This window comes from Aestuariibaculum marinum, assembly GCF_014596975.1.
Classification (GTDB): domain Bacteria; phylum Bacteroidota; class Bacteroidia; order Flavobacteriales; family Flavobacteriaceae; genus Aestuariibaculum; species Aestuariibaculum marinum.
In genome coordinates this window covers 664,310-680,544 of sequence record NZ_JACVXD010000001.1, presented here as the reverse complement: position 1 = coordinate 680,544, position 16,235 = coordinate 664,310, and the positions used below count along the sequence as shown (strand labels likewise).

Sequence of the window (16,235 nt, the reverse complement as noted above, 5' to 3'; positions counted from 1 at the left end):
TTTTATCCACCAGCAAATGGGGGTAGTATGGCGATTTCTTCACCGGTTAAAATGGTTTCGTTAGAAACCAATGCTTTGTTTTGAGCGACCTTAAAGTCCTTTTGTTTTAAAGAAGGGTACTTTAATGTGAGTGATTTTATAAATTCGGAAACGGTTGCTTTGTCGTGCTCAATCGTTTCTTCTTCTATTTGAGTCACTTCTGCAATTTGTCCGAAATATTTAATATGAATTGTCATTTTTAATTGTTTTAATTCTTCAGGAGTGTTTACATTCATAACGCTTTTGGCCCATTCTAAAGGTAATGTTACGGTTTTTACCTTGCATTGGTTTACAGCAAATCGTAAACGGCGTTCATCTTCATTTAAAAGTTTAATGAATTTTTCTTTACATGTTGATTTGTAAAGCGCCACTAAAGGCATCGTTTTTCCTTGGCTTTCAATTTGAATAATATCAAATTCATTTGTTGCGTTATCGATAAGTAATTGTAAAACTTCAAGTGTTATTAAAGGGATATCACAACTTAAAACTAAATTATAATCTGTTTTTGATGATTTTAATCCAGAGGCAATGCCAGCTACGGGGCCAGCATCAGTGATGATATCTTGAATTCTACGCTGATTAAAAATATCATAATCGGAATTATTTGAGACGATAATGATTTCAGAAACCAAAGGTCTTAAGGCATCAATAACATGTTGTGTAAAAAACTTGCCGTTTAGGGAAAGAAAACCTTTGTCGGTACCCATGCGACTACTTTTTCCACCGGAAAGAATAATACCTGTTATGTTATCTTTTGTTATCATATTAGGTAAAGAACAGTTTAAAACACGCAATAACCAATACAAATGCTAAAATATAGCGAAGGGCAGTGTTATTAATTTTTTTACTTCCAAAGTAACCACCTAATATGCCTCCGATAAGCGCAATGGCAACCAAAACAAAAGATCCTTTTTCTAAAGTAACGCCGCTGCTAAGTTGACCGATAAGCCCGGATGCTGAATTCACCCAGATAAACAGCGCTGAAACCGCTGCGGCTTCTTTCATTTTACCCCAGTGTAAGAGCAAAATTATCGGTGTTAAAATAATACCGCCACCAATACCTATTAGGCCAGAAAAGAATCCAATAATACCACCAACAACTAAACCTTGCCACAGTTTTACCTCTTTAATCGTTTCGTTTTCTTTGCCGAATACATTTAGCATTTTTAAAATCGCGAATACTAATAAAACAGCTAATATCTTTTTGTATATGGACGCGTCAATTTCAATGGTTCCGCCTAAAAAAGCCAATGGAATGGAAGTAATAGCAAACGATATAAATAGTTTTTTATTAAAAAAACCACCACGATAATAGTAGTAGAAGGATATGCCTGCTACAAACAAATTTAATAGAAGGGCAGTGGGTTTCATGGTTTCTGGCGCAAAGGAAAATAACGCCATTAAGGCCAGATAACCACTAGCTCCACCATGTCCTACACTAGCGTATAAAAATGAAACGACTGGTAGTAAAAATAAAAAAGCGTATATGTGTTGGTTGTCCAATAGCATATGAAGGAAGTGCAGATTAAAGGGATTTGATTTTTTCTAATTGAAGATCTAAAAAGTCCCAACAGTTTTTATTAATATCGTCAAATGCATGAATTAGCGATTTACCATATTCGGTTAGTTCGGCACCGCCACCACCTTTACCGCCAATACTGTTTATAGTGACAGGTTTTTTTGCAGATTTGTTTACCGAATCGATTAAGTCCCATGCTTTTTTATATGAGATATTTAAAGATTTGGCTGCTTTTGAAAGCGAACCGGTATCATCAATAGCTTTAAGGAGCTGTACGCGACCTTCGCCTAACAGCACATTATCTTCATGTTCAATCCAAATGCGACTTTTTATCTTATAACTCATATTAATCGATTTTTAAACAGGAAGTAAGATGACTTCAACGAAATCTCCAACTTTTATTTTAGAAAGTTCTTCTGGTATAAATACTAAGGCATTGCAAATAGCATAGGTTTGTAGCATAGATGAGCTTTGACCTTCTAATATGGTAACCGAATTCCCGTTGTAGGTGGCTTTTAAAAACTGAGGACGATCGCCATGTTTTTTGAATAATGATTCAGATTTCGCCTGAATTCTAGGTAATTTATAGAACTCATTACCCATCAATCGTTGAAGGGCTGTAAACACATAGATGTAGAAACAGGTTAGCGAAGCTGCCGGATTACCCGGTAAGGCAAACACATAGGTGTCGTTTTTAGTTCCAAAGAAAAGAGGTTTCCCTGGTTTTTGTTTCACTTTGTAAAAGTGCTCTTCTACCTGTAAAGCATTTAAGGCCTGGCCAACAAAATCGTAATCTCCAACTGAAATTCCTCCGGAAATAATAACCAAATCATGTTCTTTAATGACTTTGTCCAGGGTGTTAAGTGTTTCTTTATAATCGTCTTTTACTTTGTAAATATTTACGTCGTAGAATTTTAAACTATACAGAGTGCTCAAAAGCATTTTCGAGTTGCTTTCATAAATCTGTCCATATTCTAGATGTAATCCGGGTTCGACTAATTCGTTTCCTGTGGTAAGAATGGCAATTGTAGGCTTTTGATAAACTTTAACCTCTTTGATGCCTAAAGAACTTAAATAGCCTATAGCTGCTGGGGTTAGTTTTGTGTCTTTAGCTAAAGCTAGTTGACTTTTTTTAACTTGTTCACCAATAGTTCTAATATTTGTGTAGATTTCAACAGAATCATCGAGTTTAATTGTATTGTCTGTACTTGATACCTTTTCCTGCATAACAACTGTGTTAGCAGTATCGGGAACCGGAGCGCCAGTAAAAATTCTTACAGCTTCTCCCTTTTTTAAGATGGGCTGATGATTGTCACCAGCCTTTATTTCTCCTATTACCGTGTAAGTGAGCTTATCGTGCCAGTTTAAGGCGTAGCCATCCATCGCTGATTGTCTAAAAGGGGGCATGTTAATAGGAGCATAAATATTAGTGCTTAATTTGTAACCTCCTGCTTTTTCCAAAGGTTTGGTTGTTTCTTTAAGTAGTGGTGAGCATTTGGTTTTTACCAGATCTAGTGCTTCGTTAATTGCTATCATAAGAAGTCGTTATATATAAACAAATATAACGAATATTTTGAAGACGCAATAAAAAATACTTAATTATTGTCTTTAATTAAGTATTAATACTTATATTTGTTTTGTAGAGAAGTAATAAATTAAGATTAATTAGTAGTTTTTAGTTGGAAACCACCATTCTAAGACATAAAGTTTCAACCACAACCCGTAAGAGTATGTCGTATAATACGTCGTGTCATATCTGTGATAATTATAATTGCTTAATTAAGAGCAATATGTCGGCATTGGAAGGTGTTGATTTAGCTGTAAAAAAGAATAATCTACGTTGTAAAAAAGGACAACAGTTTATAATAGAAGGCGCTCCGGTTAATGGGTTGTTTTTTGTTTTAAAAGGAAAGGTTAAGGTTTTTAGAACAGGGATAAATGGTAGAGAACAGATTGTGCGTTTTGCAAGAGAAGGTGAAATTATTGGGCATCGTGGATTCGGTACTGAAGAGTATTATTCAATAGGTGCAATAGCTTTAGAGGATACAGTATTATGTTATTTTTCTAAGCATATGCTTCAGGAGGTTTTAATGAGTAATCCAAAGTTTGCTTACGATTTAATGCTGTTTTATGCTAATGAGTTGAATAAGAGTGAATCTAAAGTAAAGTCTATTTCGCAAATGACGGTTCGTGAACGTGTTATAGATACCTTGTTATATATAAATAGAAAATTCGGAGTAAATAAAGGGTTTCTGGATGTTAGTTTAAGTAGGAAAGAATATGCTGATTATGCTGGGACTACAGAGGAACAGGTGATTAGGGTGTTTTCTGCTTTGAAAAAGGAAAAATTGATTAGCGCCAGAGGAAAAAAAATTGGAATTAACGATATAGGTCTATTGAAAAGGGAAATAAGTGAGCATAATTTCTTTTTAGATAGTTAGAAGAGTTTGTTTTAAGTGCTTTACCAACTTTATTAGTTATTGCCATACGTATTTTACGTATGGCTTTTTTGTTTTTAAGTAGTATGTGAAGTGTCTATTTTATTGATGTTTTAGATATAACCTGCGTTTTAACAGTTTTTTTATTGTTTAAAAAGAGGGTTTTACATGAGTAAAAGCATTGAAAGGTTAAATAACTACGTATATATTTGCTAAGTAAATAAGTAATAATACTTAGTTAAACTAAAATTCCTTCAATATGAAATCAGTATTAAAAAAATCAGCATGGGTATTATCAGTTTCGTTACTGCTATTTTCTTGTGGTGGAAAAGATTCTAAAAAGAAAGCGGTTACAGAAGACATCGCAGCGAATGTATCTAAAACAAAAACTTTAGATATAGAGAAACCTCAGTTAACCTTTGGTTTTATAAAATTAACAGATATGGCACCTTTAGCGATTGCTAAAGAAAAAGGCTTCTTTGAAGATGAAGGTTTATTTGTGTCTGTAGAAGCACAGTCAAACTGGAAAAATGTATTAGATAGAGTAATAGATGGTCAGTTAGATGGATCGCATATGTTGGCTGGGCAGCCAATTGCAGCAGGAGCTGGTTTTGGTAGACAAGCAGAATTAGTAACGGCTTTTTCGATGGACTTAAATGGTAATGGTATTACAGTATCTAACGATGTATGGTCTAAAATGAAAGCTAATGTACCAATGGGAGAAGATGGTAGACCTGTTCATCCAATTAAAGCAGATGCTTTAAAGCCTGTAATTGCCGATTATAAAAATAATGGGAAAGCCTTTAAAATGGGAATGGTATTTCCGGTATCTACACACAACTATGAAATTAGATATTGGTTAGCAGCAGCGGGAATTCACCCGGGAATGTATACAGCAGAAAACGTACAAGGACAAATTGATGCAGAAGTGTTGTTGTCTGTAACGCCTCCGCCACAGATGCCAGCGACTTTAGAAGCAGGGACAATTTACGGCTATTGTGTAGGTGAGCCATGGAATCAGCAAGCGGTATTTAAAGGTATTGGTGTACCGGTAGTTACAAACTATGATATCTGGAAAAACAATCCTGAGAAAGTATTTGTTATGACTAAAAAGTTTGTTGAAGAAAATCCAAATACAGCTATCGCGGTAACAAAAGCGTTAATTCGTGCAGGAAAATGGTTAGATGAGCCAGGAAACAGAGCGGAGGCAGTAAAAATTTTATCTATGCCTCAATACGTAGGAGCTGATGAAGTGGTATTAGCAAATTCAATGACTGGAACGTTTGAGTTTGAAAAAGGTGATAAACGTGAAATGCCAGACTTTAATGTATTCTATAAGTATAATGCAACATATCCTTTCTATTCAGATGGTATCTGGTTCTTAACACAAATGCGTCGTTGGGGTCAAATTCCTGAAGCTAAACCAGCTGACTGGTATGCTGAAACAATTAAAGATATCTACAGACCTGATATCTGGAAAAAAGCAGCTTCACTTTTAGTTGAAGAAGGATACATTCCTGCTTCAGATATTCCTCAAACCGATGGATATAAACCAGCAACTACAGACTTTATAGACGGAACATCGTACGATGCAAAAGATCCGATTGGGTATATAAACAGTTTCAAAATAGGAAACAAAGACAAATAAGATATTCAATATTGAATTTAGTAATCATGAGGTTGGTCAGAATAGAGAAGTTATTAACCAAAACGATTCTGGCGAATTCCATAAGACCACTTTAAATAAATAAAAATAAACAGATGAAACAGAGCATAACATTAGATAGAGTGACCAAATTTATGGGGCTTGGATTTTTAATCACTTTAAAATCCTTGTTTACCGGAGATTTAGATAAAGAAGGCTTTAGAAACTTCTTGAGAAAAGTAGTCGTGCCAATCGCTTCCATATTCTTATTTATCGGCTTATGGCACATGGGCGCTAAATCTTTATACAATATAGAGGCTGAATATAAGATTGAAAAAGCTTTAACCGAACAAGGGCAGGAGGCAGCAGATGCCATGAAAGCTTGCATTGCTTCAGGAGATGTGAGTTGTCAACCAAACACATTGCCGTCTCCTGCGCAAGTTTGGGAATCTTATAAATCTCTTTTAAGAGACCATCAAATTATTAGTGCAGATAAAGCTGCGTTTGCAGAGAAAACAGCTGTTATAAATGCAAAGCGTATTGCAGAAGGAAAAGATCCTATTACCTATACGGGAAGACCATCATTCGTAGATCAGATTTTAACCAGTTTAAAAACGGTATTTGCAGGATTCTTATTGGCGTTAGTCATTGCGGTGCCAATTGGAGTTATCATAGGGTTGAGCAAAACGCTAAGAAGTTCAGTGAACTGGTTGATTCAAATTTTTAAGCCAGTATCTCCAGTAGTGTGGTTGTTATTAGTGTTCATGATTGTGAAAACGATGACTAAAGATTCTAATTCCGATAGTGCATTCATCATCTCATTTATAAGTGTTGGTTTGTGTTCTATGTGGGCGACTTTAGTAAATACTGCTATGGGGGTGGCATCGGTAGATAAAGATTATATCAACGTGGCTAAGGTTTTAAAATTAGGGCCGGTACAGAAAGTGTTTAAAGTGATTTTACCTTCTTCATTACCATTAATATTTACAGGGTTGAGAATCACATTATCTGTGGCTTGGATGGTTCTTATTGCTATCGAATTATTAGCGCAAAGTCCAGGATTAGGATCGTTTGTATGGGAAGAATTCCAGAATGGTGCTATCGATTCGAATTCAAAAATTATTGTTGCCATGTTTGTTATAGGTGGTATCGGTTTCTTATTAGATCGTATCATGTTAACCATTCAAAATACAGTATCATTCAATAAAACCAGCGGAATTTAATAAGTAGCATATTAATATTTAAAACTTAAAGAAAATGGCATACTTAGAATTAAATAACGTATACAAAACCTACGGACAAGGCGATCATGCAACCGAGGTGCTTTCAAATATCAATTTATCAATCGAAGAAGGTGAGTTTGTGGCGATCGTTGGGTTTACCGGAAGTGGTAAAACAACATTGGTGAACCTGATTAATGGTTTATTGCAACCCACACGAGGTGAAGTGCTTTTTAAAGGCTTACCCGTTTTAGGAACCAGTCATGAGCGTGGTGTGATTTTTCAGAATTACTCACTATTACCATGGTTGACTGTTGGTCAAAATATATACATGGCTGTAAAAGAAGCTTTTCCGAAAAAAAGTAAAAAAGAACTTCATGAGATCGTTTCAGAATACGTAGCGATGGTGAATTTAACGCCGGCCATTAATAAAAGACCTAAAGAGTTGTCAGGAGGGATGCGTCAGCGTGTAGCTGTAGCCAGAGCATTAGCGATGAAACCAGAGATGATTATTATGGACGAACCACTAGGGGCTTTAGATGCGTTAACGCGAGGGAATCTTCAGGATGAAATTTTAAATATCTGGGGAAAGGAGAAGCGAACTGCTTTATTGATAACTAACGATGTAGATGAAGGCATTTATATGGCCGACCGCATTATTCCGCTACGTCCGGGGCCAAAAGCGACTTTAGGCCCGGAGTTTAAAATTGATATTGAACGTCCGCGTGATAAAACCGAGCTTAACGATAATGCGAATTTTAAAGAAACGAGAAATGCGATTATCGAATACTTAATGGATATAGGAAATGAGCGTAAATCGGTAGAACAGGAAGTTTATGAATTACCAGATTTAACCCCAAAGAGCTTTGTCGGACACTTTTAATACGAAAAACTATGATTACAAATACAGAACATACAGATATAGTAACCGAAAACGGTATAGCCTTTCATGAAGATGTGATGTTGGATTTGAAACATCTGAAAAAAGTGTACCCAACACCTAAAGGCGATTATGTCGTTCTTGAAGATTTAAATCTTCAGATTATGAAAGAAGAATTCGTAACCATTATTGGGCATTCAGGATGTGGTAAAACTACCATGTTGTCGATGATTGCTGGTCTAAATGAAATCTCAGGAGGCAATATTTCGGTATTAGGGCATCATATTAAAGGGCCAGGGCCAGATCGAGGCGTCATTTTTCAGGCGCCAAGTTTAATGCCTTGGATGACTTCACTTCAAAATGTGATGTTAGGAGTTAATCAGGTATTTCCGCATGCTACCAAAGCACAACGTACAGATATCGCTAAATACTATTTACAAAAAGTAGGTTTAGAAGATGCCTTCCATAAAAAAGCATCCGATCTATCTCAGGGGATGCAGCAACGTGTAGGTATTGCTAGAGCTTTCGCGATAAAACCAAAAGTATTGTTGTTAGATGAGCCTTTCGGGATGTTAGATTCTTTAACACGTGGCGAACTTCAGGATATTTTAATTGAAATCTGGAATAAAGAAAAAATTACAGCGGTGATGATTACGCATGATGTGGATGAAGCAATCTTTTTAGCAGATCGTGTGGTAATGATGACCAGTGGTCCTAAAGCTAAAATCGGAGATATACTAAATATCGATTTTGAACGTCCAAGAACCCGAAAAGCAGTTCTAGAGCATGACGATTATTATAAATACAGAAAACATCTTATTGATTTCTTAGAGCATTAAAAACAGAAAAACAAACCAAATAAAAACAAACTAACCAATTTTTAACTTAAAAACGAACACATGAAAAAACAATATGTAATTCTAGGGCTATTATTAGGGTGCTTACAATTTGTGCATGCGCAATTTACTTTAGACGGAGAATTCCGGCCAAGAGCTGAATACCGTCATGGATTTGGGGGTCTTATTGCTGATGATGCCGATGCAGGTTTTGGTATATCGGCTAGAGCGCGACTAAATGCAGGTTTTGCAACTGAGTCTTATAAATTTTATTTAAGCTTACAAGATGTAATGGTTTGGGGTGAAAACAGACAGATTTTACCTTACGATCAAAATAACTCTTTCGCGGTATTTCAAGCTTGGGCAGAACTTAATTTAGGTTCAGGTTGGACGACTAAACTAGGGCGTCAGGTATTATCTTATGATGATCAAAGAATTTTAGGTGGATTAGACTGGGCGCAACAAGGTCGTAATCATGATGCTGCATTGTTAAAATATAAAAAGGAAAAATTTGCATTGGATGTAGCATTTGCTTTCAATCAGGATTATTCGCATCCAACAGGATTCGTAAATGTAGGAACAGGGTATAATACAACAGGTTTTTTCTCTTATAAAACCATGCAAATGGCGCATTTAAGCCAATCTTGGGAAAAATTATCAGGTAGTTTATTATTTATGAATAATGGGTTTCAGGAATTCGATGATACTGATGCGCCAGACGGAACAAGTAACCTTCAAACCTTTGGAACACATTTAGATTACAAAGCAGGAGGTTTTGGAATAGCTGCAAATGCATTTCTTCAAACCGGACAAAGACAAGGTGAAGTTGATGTAAAAGGTGCGTATTTAGTAAGTCTTGATTTAAGTTTTAAAGCATCTTCTAAAGTAGGTTTAGGTGCAGGTCTTGAAATTATAAGTGGTAATGATGGCGATGCAGGTGAAACTGGAGCGTTCTTTCCGTTATATGGAACCAATCATAAATTTAACGGGTTTATGGATTATTTCTACGTAGGCAATCATGCAAACTCAGTGGGATTATTTGATGTGCATGTAAGTGCAAACTTTAAGCTGAGTGAAACCTCAAGTTTATTAGTGAAAGCTTTAAACTTTAGTGGAGAACAGGATTTACCAAGTGGAGATAAAGCATTGGGAACAGAAATTGATTTAGTGTTTAAAAAGCAATTTAAAGGTTATGCTTTGGTTATGGGGTATTCGCAAATGTTTGCTGCCGATGGCATGTATGCGCTAAAAGGTGTTTCTGAAGATGCTGCTGCCGATGGTCAAAACTGGGCATGGGCGATGTTAGTACTTAAACCTAAATTTTTAAACTAATAAAAATAGTGTCTATATAAATTGAGAGAATAATTTTTATTGACCCTAACGGAATCCTGCTTTATGCGGGATTTTTTTGTTGATTCTTGTTTTAGAATCGTTTAAAATACTTTTCTTACATTTATAAGAGAAAATTAAGATGTATGCTAAAAAAAGTATTTGGAAGTGCCGTTTTTGGTGTTGAAGCCACCACAATCACTGTTGAGGTTAATATTGATTCAGGTATTGGCTACCATTTGGTAGGTTTACCAGATAATGCGATTAAAGAGAGTAATTATCGCATTGCGGCTGCGCTGCAGAATAACGGCTATAAAATCCCGGGTAAGAAAATCACAATCAATATGGCGCCTGCCGATTTGCGAAAAGAAGGCAGTGCCTACGATTTAACTTTGGCGATTGGTATTCTGGCAGCATCCAAACAAATTAATGCAGAAAATTTAGATAGATATTTAATTATGGGTGAACTTTCATTGGATGGAAGTTTACAACCTATAAAAGGTGCGCTTCCTATCGCGGTTAAAGCGCGAGAAGAAGGGTTTAAAGGATTTATTCTTCCTGTTCAAAATGCAAAAGAAGCGGCTATAGTTGATAATCTTGAGATTTACGGCGTAGAGAATATTAAACAAGTGATTGATTATTTTGATAAAGGTGAGTCGCTTGAGCAAACCGTTATTAATACAAGAGATGAGTTTTATAAAAACTTAGAATTCCCTGAGTTTGATTTTAGTGATGTTAAAGGGCAGGAAGGTATTAAACGCTGTATGGAGATAGCGGCTGCGGGAGGACATAATATTATTTTAATTGGTCCGCCTGGAGCGGGAAAAACCATGTTGGCAAAACGCTTACCTAGTATTTTGCCGCCTATGACGCTTCATGAAGCTTTAGAAACGACAAAAATACATTCGGTTGTTGGTCGGGTTAAAGACAGTGGATTGATGGCACAACGTCCCTTTCGAAGTCCACACCATACTATTAGCAATGTTGCTTTAGTCGGTGGAGGGAGCTATCCTCAGCCTGGTGAAATATCCTTGTCTCATAACGGTGTATTGTTTCTGGATGAATTACCCGAGTTTAAACGAGAGGTGTTAGAGGTGATGAGGCAGCCGTTGGAAGATCGGGAAGTGACGATTTCCAGAGCGAAGTTCACGGTAACGTACCCGTCGTCGTTTATGTTGGTAGCGAGTATGAATCCGAGCCCTGGTGGTTATTTTAACGATCCGGATGCGCCCGTAACGTCGAGTCCAGCAGAGATGCAACGGTATTTAAGTAAGATTTCCGGGCCACTGTTAGATCGTATTGATATTCATATAGAAGTCACTCCGGTGCCGTTTGAAAAGCTTTCTGAAGATAGAAAGAGTGAATCTTCGGTAGAGATTAGAAAACGAGTAACTAAGGCTAGAGTTATTCAAACAAAACGATTTTTGGAATCTGATTCAGTTCATTATAACGCACAAATGAATACCAAGCAAATAAGGAAATATTGTGTGTTGGATGACGCATCAAAAACATTGTTAAAAACGGCTATGGAGCGATTAAATTTATCAGCTAGAGCTTACGATAGAATTTTGAAAGTATCCAGAACCATTGCAGATTTGGAAGGTTCGGAAGATGTAAACGGATCGCATATTAGTGAAGCAATTCAGTATCGGAGTTTAGATAGAGAAGGGTGGTTGGGATAAAAAAAGAGTAAAGCCTAAACTTTACTCTTTAATCAATTGTTTTTAATTTGTTTCCTTCTCGTAAGTCGATGTTGTTACGGAAGTTACACTTATGTCATTAACATCAACAAAATTGTATGTCGTTTCGATAGTAAACTCGGTATTGGTTTCGTTTACTTCTATAATGCTTGATTGTTTAGCGCAGCTTACTACAAGAGATAAAACAGAAGCTTCATTTAATTCCCAGGTTCCAGAAATGGTTTGTTTGTTTTCGCAATCTGTTACAGTTGTTCCGGCTAAATAACTATAGCTGCGATCGTTATTAAAGTTGTAAGCAACATCCTGTTGGCATTCTGTAAACTGACTAAATAAATCGGTTGTAGGGTTATCAATGTCATCATCTGTTAAGTCAATTTCTTCCTCGGTAACAATACTTTTTAGTTTCCAAAGCCCTGTAAAGTTAGTTTCGGTTTCTGTTAATTCGCCTGTAAAAGCTTCCGGACATTTATAGTCGTTGTCATCGTTACAACTTACAGCTAAAATTCCAGTTAGCATCAAGCTTTTTACAAGTAAAATGGTCTTTTTCATAGTTTATTAAATGTTTTAATTTAATTAGTAGATGAGAAGAATTAAAAAACGTTGCGTTGACTGAAAAGGATTTTTTTTAATAAAAATGTAATAGATTGTTTATGAGTTGTATAGTGTTATGTTTTAAGTTGATTGTAAAGTTTTGTTGGTTTGGCGTTTGTCTAAATCCTACTTGTTTTGTTTTTGAATTGAGATATAGCTACCTTCGTTTACCTTAAAAATTTTGTTTAATAGATTAGCTGTTGAAATTTAAAGAATATGGAATTGTTTCACGTAGATATTAATGCAGATGTGGGTGAGGGTGTAGATAATGAGGAGCAATTAATGCCGTTTTTGTCTTCATGTAATATTGCATGTGGCGGACATGCTGGCGATGAAGGTACGATGCGGAAGGTTGTGAAATTAGCCAAAGTGCATCAGGTAAAAGTTGGAGCACACCCATCGTTTCCTGATAAAGAAAATTTTGGACGTCAGGCTATGGAAATGCCTTATGCAGCTTTGTTTGAATCATTAAAACATCAGGTAGATGGTTTATTGAAGATTTTAAGAGAAGAGCAGGTAAGTTTGCATCATGTAAAACCCCATGGCGCTTTATATAATATGGCTGCGGCCGATAAAAAACTCGCCGGAGTTGTTATTGAGGTTTTAAAAACATATGCTACGCCTGTTCAGTTGTATGTGCCTTATGGGTCGGTAATAGCCGATTTGGCGGTTCAGCATAACATCCCTATTGTTTATGAAGTGTTTGCTGATAGAAATTATAATGACGACTTGTCTTTAGTTTCAAGAGTAAAAAAGGATGCCTTGATTCATGATGTTGATGATATGTTTGAACATGTGTACAGAATGATTTCAATGCGAGAAGTTAAAAGTATTGACGGTACAAATGTGCCTATTCGAGTTGATACGGTTTGTGTACATGGCGACAATTCAGAGGCTATTAAATTGGTTGAAAATTTATGGAAAAGGCTTGAGGAAAAAGGGGTAAAAATTTATTAGGTTTATGACATATAATTTAGCATATAAACCCTATGGAGAACGAGCTATTTTAATTGAATGGCCGCAGGAAATTAATGAAAATATCTTAAGAGATGTTCTTGATTTTAAATCTAAAATAGAAAAATTATGCCTTAAACAAATACTTGAAATAAAACAATCATACTGTTCATTATTAGTTGTTTATGGTTTTGTTTTAAAAAATTATGATTTAGAAGTATCAACTATAAATAAAATCTATAATACAGAAATAGAAGCGATAGAACAGAACTTTCGACAATGGATAATTCCTGTTTGTTATGATGATGCTTTTGGGATAGATTTAAGCGAGTTGTCTTTAGAAAAAAACATGTCAAAATCTGAAATTATCGATTTGCATTCTGCGGTTGTTTATACTACTTACTTCGTTGGTTTTTTACCAGGCTTTTTATATCTCGGAGGTCTGGATGGTAAACTTCATACACCTAGAAAATCAACACCACGTTTACAAATTGAAAAAGGAGCTGTGGCTATTGGAGGTAATCAAACAGGAATTTACCCAATGGCTAGTCCCGGTGGTTGGAATGTTATTGGAAATACACCTGTTTCTTTATTTGATGTGAATAAAAAATCACCATGTTTTGTTGCGCCTGGTGACAGGATAAAGTTTAAGCCAATATCAATCAATGAGTATCATGATATAAAAGTCTTAATTGATGCAGGGGTATATCAGATGGAAAGCGAGGTGATTAGTGATTAAAGTTTTAAAACCGGGGTTTTACTCCAGTATTCAGGATTTTGGGCGATTCAATTGTCAGCAATATGGTGTGCCATATTCTGGTGTTATGGATCGCTATTCGGCAGGATTAGCTAATGTAATTTTAGGTAATGCTCCAGATTTAGCAGTTATTGAAATGACGGTTTTAGGTCTTACTTTACAATTTGAATGTAATACGTTTATTTGTATTACAGGCGCTGATATTTCTCCGAAAATTAATAACGAAAACATTCAGCAAAATAAGCCTGTTGAAATAAATAAAGGAGATGTGCTTTCGTTTGGAAGATTAAAAAAAGGAGTTAGAGGTTATCTGGCTGTGTTAGGAGGGATTCTTTCTGAAGAGGTCTTGGGGAGTAGAAGCATGTATAAAGGCGTTACGGAACAAAGTGTTTTGTTGAAAAACGATTATATTAAAATTGATGTAAATAATTTATTTTCAATAAAAAAGAATTCATTAATTAAAGTTAAGATTGATAATTTTAAAGGTAATGTATTGGAAGTGTTTAAAGGCCCCGAATTTGATTTGCTGACCCCTGAGCAGCAGTCTGTTTTAATGTCTTCTAAATACACTATTTCTAAAAACAATAGCCGTATGGCTTATCAGTTTGAGGAGAGTTTTGAGAATAATTTAGAGCCAATTATAACCTCTCCTGTGCTTCCTGGTACAGTGCAATTGACGCCTTCAGGTCAATTAATCGTTTTGATGAGAGATTGCCAAACTACGGGAGGGTACCCAAGAGTATTACAGCTTAAGGAATCTTCAATTAATTGTTTGTCTCAAAAATTTACAGGAGATAAGATGCAGTTTAAAATGTTGGAGTATTAGTTTACTTTCCTGTAACGATTGTGATGCCGGCAGATGTGCCTATGCGATCTACGCCTATTTTAATGTATTCAATGGCTGTTTTAAAATCCTTTATACCTCCTGAGGCTTTAATTTTTACACGACCATTAGAGGTAGTCTTCATTAATTTCACATGTTCAAGGGTTGCACCGTGTGGCCCAAAACCTGTAGAGGTCTTTATGAAGTCTGCACCAGCCTGAATGCTAAGCTCGCAGGCTTTTATAATTTCGTCATCCGTTAAATAGCAGGTTTCTATGATAACTTTTAATACATTGTTAGGTAGTCTGTTTTTTACTGATGCAATATCTCTAACAACGCCGGTATAGTCTTTAGCTTTCAGTAAGCCTAAATTTATAACCATATCTATTTCATCGGTGCCATCCTTCATAGCTTGTATGGTTTCGTAAACTTTAGCTTCGGTACTCATGGCACCTAAGGGAAAGCCGACCACCGTGCAAACTTTTACGTTGCTGTTTTTTGTATGCTCTTTGGTCAGTGCTGTAAAATAACTGTTGGTACACACCGAGAAAAATCGGAATTTCTTAGCTTCTTCACATAGTTTTATAATCTCAGCTTCTGTAGCTGTAGGTTTTAAAAGGGTGTGGTCGATATAACTGCTAAGGTGTGTCATAATATGTTGCGGTTATACTAAAAAGAAGTGTGTATAAATAGTTCAGTAAATATAATACAAATTACGTGTAAAAAAAATAACGCAAGAAGGTATTGTGTTTACTGAACTAGAGTAAGGTGTTTTATAAAGCGCTGCCTAATTAGGAGATAGGTCTAGCTTTTTTTGTTTTCTTATTTAAAAGAGCATTGAAGCCGATACGATGCACGCCAACTTCCAGGTATTTCATGCTGGTTTCAAGGTCTTCAATATCCCCTGAAGCTGTTATTTTAGCAGCGTCTTTTATGGTTTTTTTAATGATTTTTGTAGCGGTTAGCGTAGCTCCTCCCTTTGAGAAGCCACTTGAGGTTTTAATGAAATCGACATTAGCATCTAAGCAAATTTCACAAGCTTTTATTATTTCGTTTTTATTTAATTCTGAAATTTCTAAAATAACCTTTAAAGTGGTGTTCCCGATTGCCATTTTAACATCGCTAATATCTTTTAAAACAGACACGTAATTTTTACTTTTAAGGAACCCTAGGTTTATTACCATTTCAATTTCTTCAGCACCATCTTCGATAGCCTTTTTGGCTTCAAATACTTTAGCATCGGTAGACATTGCTCCAAATGGAAATCCAACAACAGAACAGACTTTCGTAGGGGAGTTTTCCAGAAGCTGACGAGCTAAAGCTACATAAGAGCTATTTATGCAGACGCCGTAGTAATCGTTTTGAATAGCTTCGTAACAAAGGTCGATAATTTCACGTTCTGTTGTTGTAGGTTTTAACAGAGTATATTCTATATGCTTAGATATATTCATAGGGATGAGTAGGTTTTAATGCTATTAATATTCTCGTTTTATATACGAGCCTG

The 16,235-nt window shown here is 35.8% G+C and carries 17 protein-coding genes; 10 read left to right on the top strand and 7 right to left on the bottom strand.

Going from position 1 to position 16,235, the window contains the following annotated elements; translation table 11 throughout:
• Positions 1–2 precede the first annotated feature (2 nt).
• Genes ICJ85_RS03035 through ICJ85_RS03020 form a run of 4 tightly spaced genes read right to left on the bottom strand, consistent with a single transcriptional unit; the run spans position 3 to position 3,094 of the window.
• On the bottom strand, positions 3–803 hold the full coding sequence (locus ICJ85_RS03035) for an NTP transferase domain-containing protein (RefSeq protein ID WP_188222286.1): 801 nt from the start codon (positions 801–803) through the stop codon (positions 3–5).
• Between the two features lies 1 nt (position 804).
• Positions 805–1,548 carry a sulfite exporter TauE/SafE family protein gene (locus tag ICJ85_RS03030; RefSeq protein ID WP_188222285.1) on the bottom strand — a complete coding sequence of 248 codons (744 nt, stop codon included), beginning with the start codon at positions 1,546–1,548 and terminating at the stop codon, positions 805–807.
• A gap of 16 nt (positions 1,549–1,564) precedes the next feature.
• The gene (locus tag ICJ85_RS03025; protein WP_188222284.1) at positions 1,565–1,903 is read right to left on the bottom strand and encodes a winged helix-turn-helix domain-containing protein; all 339 of its coding nucleotides are present in this window, start codon (positions 1,901–1,903) and stop codon (positions 1,565–1,567) included.
• A gap of 12 nt (positions 1,904–1,915) precedes the next feature.
• The gene (locus ICJ85_RS03020; RefSeq protein ID WP_188222283.1) at positions 1,916–3,094 is read right to left on the bottom strand and encodes a molybdopterin molybdotransferase MoeA; all 1,179 of its coding nucleotides are present in this window, start codon (positions 3,092–3,094) and stop codon (positions 1,916–1,918) included.
• 254 nt (positions 3,095–3,348) lie between these two features.
• Between ICJ85_RS03020 and ICJ85_RS03015 the strand changes: the two genes are divergently transcribed.
• The 7 genes from ICJ85_RS03015 (at position 3,349) to ICJ85_RS02985 (ending at position 11,588) form a co-directional block, all read left to right on the top strand.
• Positions 3,349–3,999 (top strand): Crp/Fnr family transcriptional regulator, encoded by a 651-nt coding sequence (locus tag ICJ85_RS03015; protein WP_241739479.1) that lies wholly within the window; start codon positions 3,349–3,351, stop codon positions 3,997–3,999.
• 256 nt (positions 4,000–4,255) lie between these two features.
• Positions 4,256–5,644 carry a CmpA/NrtA family ABC transporter substrate-binding protein gene (locus tag ICJ85_RS03010; protein WP_188222282.1) on the top strand — a complete coding sequence of 463 codons (1,389 nt, stop codon included), beginning with the start codon at positions 4,256–4,258 and terminating at the stop codon, positions 5,642–5,644.
• A gap of 113 nt (positions 5,645–5,757) precedes the next feature.
• Positions 5,758–6,864 carry an ABC transporter permease gene (locus tag ICJ85_RS03005; protein ID WP_188222281.1) on the top strand — a complete coding sequence of 369 codons (1,107 nt, stop codon included), beginning with the start codon at positions 5,758–5,760 and terminating at the stop codon, positions 6,862–6,864.
• A 34-nt stretch (positions 6,865–6,898) separates the two neighbouring features.
• Positions 6,899–7,744, top strand: a complete 846-nt coding sequence (locus tag ICJ85_RS03000) for an ABC transporter ATP-binding protein (RefSeq protein WP_188222280.1) — start codon at positions 6,899–6,901, stop codon at positions 7,742–7,744.
• An 11-nt stretch (positions 7,745–7,755) separates the two neighbouring features.
• The gene (locus ICJ85_RS02995) at positions 7,756–8,580 is read left to right on the top strand and encodes an ABC transporter ATP-binding protein (protein ID WP_188222279.1); all 825 of its coding nucleotides are present in this window, start codon (positions 7,756–7,758) and stop codon (positions 8,578–8,580) included.
• 60 nt (positions 8,581–8,640) lie between these two features.
• Positions 8,641–9,909 carry an alginate export family protein gene (locus tag ICJ85_RS02990; RefSeq protein WP_188222278.1) on the top strand — a complete coding sequence of 423 codons (1,269 nt, stop codon included), beginning with the start codon at positions 8,641–8,643 and terminating at the stop codon, positions 9,907–9,909.
• A gap of 143 nt (positions 9,910–10,052) precedes the next feature.
• Entirely contained in the window at positions 10,053–11,588 is a 1,536-nt protein-coding gene (locus ICJ85_RS02985; protein WP_188222277.1) for a YifB family Mg chelatase-like AAA ATPase, read from the top strand.
• 42 nt (positions 11,589–11,630) lie between these two features.
• Here ICJ85_RS02985 and ICJ85_RS02980 read toward each other — a convergent pair whose 3' ends face one another.
• Positions 11,631–12,155 (bottom strand): DUF5004 domain-containing protein, encoded by a 525-nt coding sequence (locus ICJ85_RS02980; protein ID WP_188222276.1) that lies wholly within the window; start codon positions 12,153–12,155, stop codon positions 11,631–11,633.
• Positions 12,156–12,413: 258 nt separating this feature from the next.
• Between ICJ85_RS02980 and pxpA the strand changes: the two genes are divergently transcribed.
• Genes pxpA through ICJ85_RS02965 form a run of 3 tightly spaced genes read left to right on the top strand, consistent with a single transcriptional unit; the run spans position 12,414 to position 14,734 of the window.
• The gene (pxpA, locus tag ICJ85_RS02975) at positions 12,414–13,154 is read left to right on the top strand and encodes a 5-oxoprolinase subunit PxpA (protein ID WP_188222275.1); all 741 of its coding nucleotides are present in this window, start codon (positions 12,414–12,416) and stop codon (positions 13,152–13,154) included.
• A gap of 4 nt (positions 13,155–13,158) precedes the next feature.
• Positions 13,159–13,890, top strand: a complete 732-nt coding sequence (gene pxpB, locus ICJ85_RS02970; RefSeq protein ID WP_188222274.1) for a 5-oxoprolinase subunit PxpB — start codon at positions 13,159–13,161, stop codon at positions 13,888–13,890.
• Positions 13,883–14,734 carry a 5-oxoprolinase subunit C family protein gene (locus ICJ85_RS02965; protein WP_188222273.1) on the top strand — a complete coding sequence of 284 codons (852 nt, stop codon included), beginning with the start codon at positions 13,883–13,885 and terminating at the stop codon, positions 14,732–14,734. Before pxpB ends, ICJ85_RS02965 begins: the two co-directional genes overlap by 8 nt.
• Before the next feature lies 1 nt (position 14,735).
• Here the strand turns inward: ICJ85_RS02965 and deoC (ICJ85_RS02960) are convergent, their stop codons facing one another.
• Together deoC (ICJ85_RS02960) and deoC (ICJ85_RS02955) are read right to left on the bottom strand one after the other, a co-directional pair.
• Positions 14,736–15,383: a deoxyribose-phosphate aldolase gene (gene deoC, locus ICJ85_RS02960; protein ID WP_188222272.1), complete on the bottom strand. Its 648-nt coding sequence runs from the start codon at positions 15,381–15,383 to the stop codon at positions 14,736–14,738.
• A gap of 139 nt (positions 15,384–15,522) precedes the next feature.
• The gene (gene deoC / locus ICJ85_RS02955; protein ID WP_188222271.1) at positions 15,523–16,182 is read right to left on the bottom strand and encodes a deoxyribose-phosphate aldolase; all 660 of its coding nucleotides are present in this window, start codon (positions 16,180–16,182) and stop codon (positions 15,523–15,525) included.
• Positions 16,183–16,235 lie beyond the last annotated feature (53 nt).

Excerpts from the sequence above, each read along its gene's own strand:
- ICJ85_RS03035 (WP_188222286.1), bottom strand. The coding sequence starts at position 803 with ATGATAACAAAAGATAACATAACAGGTATTATTCTTTCCGGTGGAAAA.
- ICJ85_RS03030 (WP_188222285.1), bottom strand. The coding sequence starts at position 1,548 with ATGCTATTGGACAACCAACACATATACGCTTTTTTATTTTTACTACCA.
- ICJ85_RS03025 (WP_188222284.1), bottom strand. The coding sequence starts at position 1,903 with ATGAGTTATAAGATAAAAAGTCGCATTTGGATTGAACATGAAGATAAT.
- ICJ85_RS03020 (WP_188222283.1), bottom strand. The coding sequence starts at position 3,094 with ATGATAGCAATTAACGAAGCACTAGATCTGGTAAAAACCAAATGCTCA.
- ICJ85_RS03015 (WP_241739479.1), top strand. The coding sequence starts at position 3,349 with ATGTCGGCATTGGAAGGTGTTGATTTAGCTGTAAAAAAGAATAATCTA.
- ICJ85_RS03010 (WP_188222282.1), top strand. The coding sequence starts at position 4,256 with ATGAAATCAGTATTAAAAAAATCAGCATGGGTATTATCAGTTTCGTTA.
- ICJ85_RS03005 (WP_188222281.1), top strand. The coding sequence starts at position 5,758 with ATGAAACAGAGCATAACATTAGATAGAGTGACCAAATTTATGGGGCTT.
- ICJ85_RS03000 (WP_188222280.1), top strand. The coding sequence starts at position 6,899 with ATGGCATACTTAGAATTAAATAACGTATACAAAACCTACGGACAAGGC.
- ICJ85_RS02995 (WP_188222279.1), top strand. The coding sequence starts at position 7,756 with ATGATTACAAATACAGAACATACAGATATAGTAACCGAAAACGGTATA.
- ICJ85_RS02990 (WP_188222278.1), top strand. The coding sequence starts at position 8,641 with ATGAAAAAACAATATGTAATTCTAGGGCTATTATTAGGGTGCTTACAA.
- ICJ85_RS02985 (WP_188222277.1), top strand. The coding sequence starts at position 10,053 with ATGCTAAAAAAAGTATTTGGAAGTGCCGTTTTTGGTGTTGAAGCCACC.
- ICJ85_RS02980 (WP_188222276.1), bottom strand. The coding sequence starts at position 12,155 with ATGAAAAAGACCATTTTACTTGTAAAAAGCTTGATGCTAACTGGAATT.
- pxpA (WP_188222275.1), top strand. The coding sequence starts at position 12,414 with ATGGAATTGTTTCACGTAGATATTAATGCAGATGTGGGTGAGGGTGTA.
- pxpB (WP_188222274.1), top strand. The coding sequence starts at position 13,159 with ATGACATATAATTTAGCATATAAACCCTATGGAGAACGAGCTATTTTA.
- deoC (WP_188222272.1), bottom strand. The coding sequence starts at position 15,383 with ATGACACACCTTAGCAGTTATATCGACCACACCCTTTTAAAACCTACA.
- deoC (WP_188222271.1), bottom strand. The coding sequence starts at position 16,182 with ATGAATATATCTAAGCATATAGAATATACTCTGTTAAAACCTACAACA.